This window comes from Streptomyces sp. NPDC001709 (assembly GCF_053596375.1).
Genome location: NZ_JBSFGB010000107.1, coordinates 1 through 6,707 on the forward strand (window position 1 = coordinate 1; position 6,707 = coordinate 6,707).

Sequence of the window (6,707 nt, forward strand, 5' to 3'; positions counted from 1 at the left end):
CACCACACCCACCGAACGCCACACCTCGGCCAGCGACACCATCACCGCCCACGTCACCGGCTGGATCACATCAACCCGGTCCAGCTCCCGGCCCGTACGCAGCACTTCCACCACATCGAAGTCCACGAACGGCGCCAGCGCCGCCGCACACTCCTCGATGCGGGCCTTGAACACCGGCGACTCGTCGAGGAGTCCGGCGCCCATCCCGGCCCACTGGGTGCCCTGGCCGGGGAAGACCAGGGCGGTCGGTCCGGTCGCGGTGGCGGTGCCCCGCACCAGTCCGGCGGGCGACTCGTCGCGGGCCAGGGCGGTCAGGCCCTGGAGCAGTTCGTCGCGGCTCTCGCCGACGACGACGGCCCGGTGCTCGAAGGCCGAGCGGGTCGCGACGAGTGCCTGGCCCACGTCGATCGGGTGCGCCTCGGGCTGCTGCTTGGCGTACGCGGCCAGGCGCTCGGCCTGCGCCCGCAGCGCGGACTCGCTGCGCGCGGAGAGCACCCAGGGCGCGGGGACGCGCAGCGGTGCCGGGCGGGCGGGCTCGGCGGGGGCCTCTGCCTTGGCGGGGGCCAGGGCGGCGGGCGGCTCCTCGACGATGACGTGCGCGTTGGTGCCGCTGACGCCGAAGGCGGAGACGCCCGCGCGGCGGGGACGCCCGGTCTCGGGCCAGGGGCGCTCCTCGGTCAGCAGGGCGACCTCGCCCGCCGTCCAGTCGACGTGCCGGGACGGCTCGTCCACGTGCAGGGTCTTGGGCAGCAGGCCATGCTCCATGGCCTTGACCATCTTGATGAGGCCCGCGACACCGGCGGCGGCCTGGGTGTGACCGATGTTGGACTTCAATGAGCCCAGCCACAACGGCTCGCGGTCCTCGCGGCCCTGCCCATACGTGGCGAGCAGCGCCTGCGCCTCGATCGGGTCACCCAGCCTGGTACCGGTCCCGTGCGCCTCCACCGCGTCCACATCCGCCGCCGCCAGGCCCGCACTCGCGAGCGCCTGACGGATCACCCGCTGCTGGGACGGGCCATTCGGAGCGGTCAGCCCGTTGGACGCGCCATCCTGGTTGACCGCCGAACCCCGTACCACCGCGAGCACCGGGTGGCCGTTGCGGCGCGCGTCGGACAGCCGCTCCAGCAGGACCATGCCCACGCCCTCGCCCCAGCCGGTGCCGTCCGCGCCGTCCGCGAACGCCTTGCAGCGGCCGTCCTCGGCGAGCCCGCGCTGGCGCGAGAACTCCACGAAGATCTCGGGGGTCGTCATCACGGTGACGCCGCCCGCGAGCGCCAGCGTGCACTCGCCCGAGCGCAGTGACTGGGCCGCCATGTGCAGCGCGACCAGGGACGAGGAGCAGGCCGTGTCCACGGTGAGGGCCGGACCCTCCAGGCCGAGCAGGTAGGAGACGCGGCCGGAGGCGACGCTGGCGGCGATGCCGGTGCCGAAGTAGCCCTCGACCGCCTCCGGGTCCTGGCGCAGCAGGGACGCGTAGTCCTGGCCGTTGCTGCCGACGAACACGCCGGCGGGGACGCCGCGCAGCGACTGCGGGTCGATGCCCGCACGCTCGAACGCCTCCCAGGAGGTCTCCAGGAGCAGCCGCTGCTGCGGGTCCATGGCCAGGGCCTCGCGCGGCGAGATCCCGAAGAAGTCCGGGTCGAAGTCGGCGACGTCGTACAGGAAGCCGCCGTCGCGCACGTACGAGGTGCCGGAGTGGTCCGGGTCGGAGTCGTAGAGCGCGTCGAGGTCCCAGCCGCGGTCGGTGGGGAAGCCGGAGATCCCGTCGGAGCCGTCGGCGAGCAGCCGCCACAGCTCTTCGGGGGTGCGCACCCCGCCCGGGAAGCGGCAGGCCATGGCGACGACCGCGATCGGGTCGTCGTCCGCCCCGGCGACGGCCGGGACCGCGCTGACGGGCGCGGACGCGGCGGCCCCGGTGAGCTCGGCGAGCAGGTGGCGGGCCAGGTCCTCGGGGGTGGGGTAGTCCCAGACGAGGGTGGCGGACAGGCGCAGGCCGGTGAGCTTGTTGAGCCGCTTGCGCAGTTGCTCGCCGCCGAGCGAGTCGCAGCCCATCTCCTTGAAGGCCCGGCCGGGCGGTACGGACTGGGCGCCGTCGCGGCCGAGGGTGAGCGCGGTCTGGGTGCGGACCAGCTCCATGACCTCCTCGGCGCGCTCGGCCTCGCCCAGACCGGCGAGCCGTTCGGCGAGCGCGGTGCGCCCGTCCTCGCGGTCCCGGGGCGTCTCGTCGGCGCGTGCCGCCCGGGCCTCGGGCAGGTCGCCGATCAGGGCGCTGGGCCGGTCTGCGGTGAGGACGGCCGCGTAGCGGGCCCAGTCCACGTCGGCGACGGTCAGCACGGTTTCGCCCGCGCCGACGGCCTCGGCGAGCGCGGTGAGCGCGGTGTCGGGGTCCATGGGCGACCAGCCGCTGCGACGCAGCTGCTCGGCCGCCGCTGCGCCGGTGGCCATGCCGCTGTCGGCCCAGGCGCCCCAGGCGATGGAGGTGGCGGGCAGGCCGTCCTGGGCGCGCTGCTGGGCGAGGGCGTCCAGGTGGGCGTTGGCGGCGGCGTAGTTGGCCTGGCCGGGGTTGCCGAAGGTGGCGGCAGCGGACGAGAAGAGGACGAACGCGTCCAGGTCCAGGCCGAGTGCGCGGCTCTCCTCGTCGAGGACGGCGGCGGCGTGCGCCTTGGCGGCGAGCACGGTCTCGATGCGCTCGGGGGTGAGCGCGGCCAGGACGCCGTCGTCGAGCACGCCCGCGGCGTGCACGATCGCGGTCAGGTCGTCGGTCCCGGCGAGCAGGTCGCGTACCGCCGTACGGTCGGAGACGTCGCAGGCGACCACGGTCGCGGGCAGCTCGGCCGCCAACTCCCGTGCCCCCGGGGCGTCTTCGCCCCGGCGGCTGACCAGGACGACGCGTTCGGCGCCGTGCCCGGCCAGCCAGCGGCCGAGCCGGGCGCCGAGGGCGCCGGTACCGCCCGTGACCAGGACGGTGCCGCGCGGGCGCCAGGGTTCGGCGGTGCGGGCGGAGGCCCGCGCCACGCGGCGGCCCAGGACGCCGGAGGGCCGGATCGCGACCTGGTCCTCGCCGCCGCCGGACAGGACGGCCACCAGGCGGCGCCCGGTCTCCTCGTCCCAGTCCCCGGGCAGGTCGACCAGGCCGCCCCAACGCTCGGGCGTCTCCAGGGCCGCGGTGAGGCCGAAGCCCCAGACCTGGGCCTGCCCGGGGTCGGTGAGCGCGTCGCCGGGTCCGGTGGAGACGGCGCCGCGGGTGGCGAGCCAGATCGGGGCGCCGGTGTCCAGGGAACGCACCAGGGCCGCCGCCTCGACGGCGCCGCCGGTCGGCAGGGCCAGGACGCCGGCGAGTTCGCCCGCCGCGTCATCGGCGGTACGCACGACCCGGGCGCCGCCCGCTTCCAGAGCGGCCGACACAGCGGCGGCGTAGTCGGCCTGGCCGTCGAAACCGGTCAGCAGCCAGGTGCCGGTGAGCGTGCCGGTGGCTTCAACGGGGCGCCAGACCACCCGGTAGCGCCAGGAGTCGAGGGCGCGGGCGGCCTTGCGGCCGGTGGCGCTGTCCAGCCAGTAGCGGGAGCGCTGGAAGGCGTACGTCGGCAGGTCGACGTGCTCGGGGGCGTACGGGGCGAAGAACGCTTCCCAGCCGATGCTCGCCGCGCCGCGCGCGTGGACCTGCGCCAGGGCGGCGACCAGTTCGCGGCGCTCGGAGCGGTCGCGGCGCAGGACGGGTACGAACGCGGCCTCGTCGCCGTCGACGCAGGCCTGGCCCATACCGCTGAGGGCGGCGTCGGGGCCGAGCTCGACGAAGGTGGTGACGCCCGCGGCGGCCAGGGTGCGCACGGTGTCGGCGAAGCGGACGGCCTCGCGGACGTGCCGCACCCAGTAGTCGGCGCTGCCCAGGAGCGCGGCGTCGGCCTGCTCGCCGGTGACGTCGGAAACCACGGGGATCGTCGGCGCGCCGTACTCCAGGGAGTCCGCGACCTCGCGGAACTCCGCCAGCATCGGCTCCATCAGCGGCGAGTGGAAGGCGTGGCTGACGCGCAGGCGGCTGGTCTTGCGGCCCTGCTCGTCGAAGCGGGCTCTGACCGCGAGCACGGCGGCCTCGTCACCCGAGACGACCACGGCAGTGGGGCCGTTGACGGCGGCGATCCCGATCCGCCCGCCCTCGGGGGCGTCCTCTGCGAGGTACGGGGCGACCTCGTCCTCCGACGCCTGCAGCGCCACCATCGCGCCGCCCTCGGGGAGTTCCTGCATCAGACGGCCGCGCGCGACCACCAGGCGGGCCGCATCCGGCAGGCTCAGTACCCCGGCGACATGAGCGGCAGCCAGCTCGCCGATGGAGTGTCCGGCCAGGAAGTCCGGGCGCACGCCCCACGACTCCCACAGCCGGAACAGCGCCACCTCGACCGCGAACAGCGCGGGCTGCGTGTGGACGGTGCGGTTCAGCAGCTCCGCGTCCTCGCCCCACACCACGTCGCGCAGCGGCAGCTCGCCATGCCGGTCCAGCTCCGCCACGACCGCGTCGAAGGCCTCGGCGAACACCGGGTACGCGGCATGCAACTCGCGCCCCATACCGAGCCGTTGGGCGCCCTGCCCGGTGAACAGGAACGCGGTCCGGCCGCCGGGCACGACGGTCGCGCGCACCAGGTCGGGGCTCTCCCCGCCCTCGGCGAGCGCCCGCAGCGCGGACCGTACCGCGTCGGTGTCGTCGGCGACGACCACGGCGCGGTCCTCGACGGAGGCCCGGGTGGTGGCCAGGGAGTACGCGAGGTCGACCGGCGCCTGCTCGGCTTCCTGCTCCACCTGGGCGAGGAGCCGGGCGGCCTGGCCGCGCAGGGCGTCCTCGCCGCGCGCGGAGAGCACCCAGGGAAGCACCCCGGCCTCCGGCGCGTCGGCGTCCGCCTCGGCACGGGCCGGGGCGGGTGGGGCCTGCTCGACGACGACGTGAGCGTTCGTACCGCTGACGCCGAAGGAGGAGATGCCCGCGCGGCGCGGGCGGCCCGTCTCGGGCCAGGCGCGCTCCTCGGTCAGCAGGGCGACCGCACCCGCCTCCCAGTCCACGTGCCGCGACGGCTCGTCGACGTGCAGGGTGCGGGGCAGCAGGCCGTGCTCCATGGCCTTGACCATCTTGATGACGCCGCCGACACCGGCGGCGGCCTGCGCGTGCCCGATGTTCGACTTGAACGATCCCAGCAGCAGAGGAAGTTCGGCGTCACGCCCCTGCCCGTAGGTGGCGATCAGTGCCTGCGCCTCGATCGGGTCGCCCAGCTTCGTGCCGGTCCCGTGCGCCTCCACCGCGTCCACGTCCGCCACCGTCAGACCCGCGTTGGCGAGCGCCTGACGGATCACGCGCTCCTGGGAGAGCCCGTTGGGGGCGGTCAGTCCGTTGGACGCGCCGTCCTGGTTGATCGCCGAACCGCGCACCAGGGCCAGGACCGGGTGGCCGTTGCGGCGCGCGTCGGACAGCCGCTCGAGCAGCAGCACGCCCGCGCCCTCGGCCCAGCCGGTGCCGTCGGCGGTGTCGGAGAACGCCTTGCAGCGTCCGTCGGGCGCCAGCCCGCGCTGCCGGCTGAACTCCACGAATGTGCCCGGCGACGACATCACCGTGACACCGCCCGCCAGCGCCAGCGTGCACTCGCCCGAGCGCAGCGACTGCGCCGCCATGTGCAGCGCGACCAGCGACGACGAGCAGGCCGTGTCCACGGTGACCGCCGGGCCCTCCAGGCCCAGGGTGTAGGCGATGCGGCCGGAGGCCACGCTCGCGGCGGTGCCGGTGAGCAGATAGCCCTCGAAGCCCTCCGGCGCCTCGTTCATCCGCGGCCCGTAGCTGTCCTGAGAGGCGACGCCCACGAACACGCCCGCGCGGTCGCCGCGCACCGACACCGGGTCGATGCCCGCACGCTCGAACGCCTCCCAGGATGTCTCCAGGAGCAACCGCTGCTGCGGGTCCATCGCCTGCGCCTCGCGCGGCGAGATCCCGAAGAAATCCGGGTCGAAGTCGGCGGCGCCGTACAGGAATCCGCCCTCGCGGACGTACGACGTCCCGGTGCGCTCCGGATCCGCGTCGTACAGCGCCATCAGGTCCCAGCCGCGGTCGGCGGGGAACGGCGCGACCGCGTCGCGGCCGTCGGCGACCAGCGACCACAGGTCCTCGGGCGAGGCCACGTCGCCGGGGAAGCGGCAGGCCATGGCGACGATCGCGATCGGGTCGTCGTCCAGCGGGCGCTCGACCGGTCCGAGGTCGTCCACGCGCCCGTCGCCGGTCAGCTCCTCGTAGAGGTGCCCGGCCACGGCCTCCGGCGAGGTGTAGTTGAACAGCAGGGTCGCGGGCAGCCGCAGGCCGGTGGCGGTGCTCAGACGGTTGCGCAGCTCGACCGAGGTCAGCGAGTCGAAGCCCTGGTCCCGGAACGGACGCCCGGCGATGATCGCGTCGCGCGAGGCGTGCCCGAGCACGGCGGCGGCCTGTGCCTGGACCAGCTCGAGCAGCTCGCGCGCCCGCTCCGGCTCACCGAGCCCGGCGAGGCGCCGGGCGAGCGGGTTGCGCCCGGCGGCGCGCTCCTCGGGCCCGGGCACCTCGCGCGGCACGACGCTCCGGCCGCCGCCCGAGCCCTGCCGGGGGGCGGTCTCCAGCCAGTAGCGGGTGCGCTGGAAGGCGTATGTCGGCAGGTCGACGCGCTGGGGTGCGTACGGCGAGAAGTACGCCGCCCAGTCCACCGCCA

Annotated in this window: 1 protein-coding gene; it reads right to left on the reverse strand. The window is 75.4% G+C overall.

The window, feature by feature from the left end; all coding sequences use genetic code 11:
* A partial coding sequence (locus ACWC0C_RS47790) for an SDR family oxidoreductase (RefSeq protein WP_450871460.1) occupies positions 1 to 6,707 on the reverse strand: 6,707 nt, incomplete at both ends.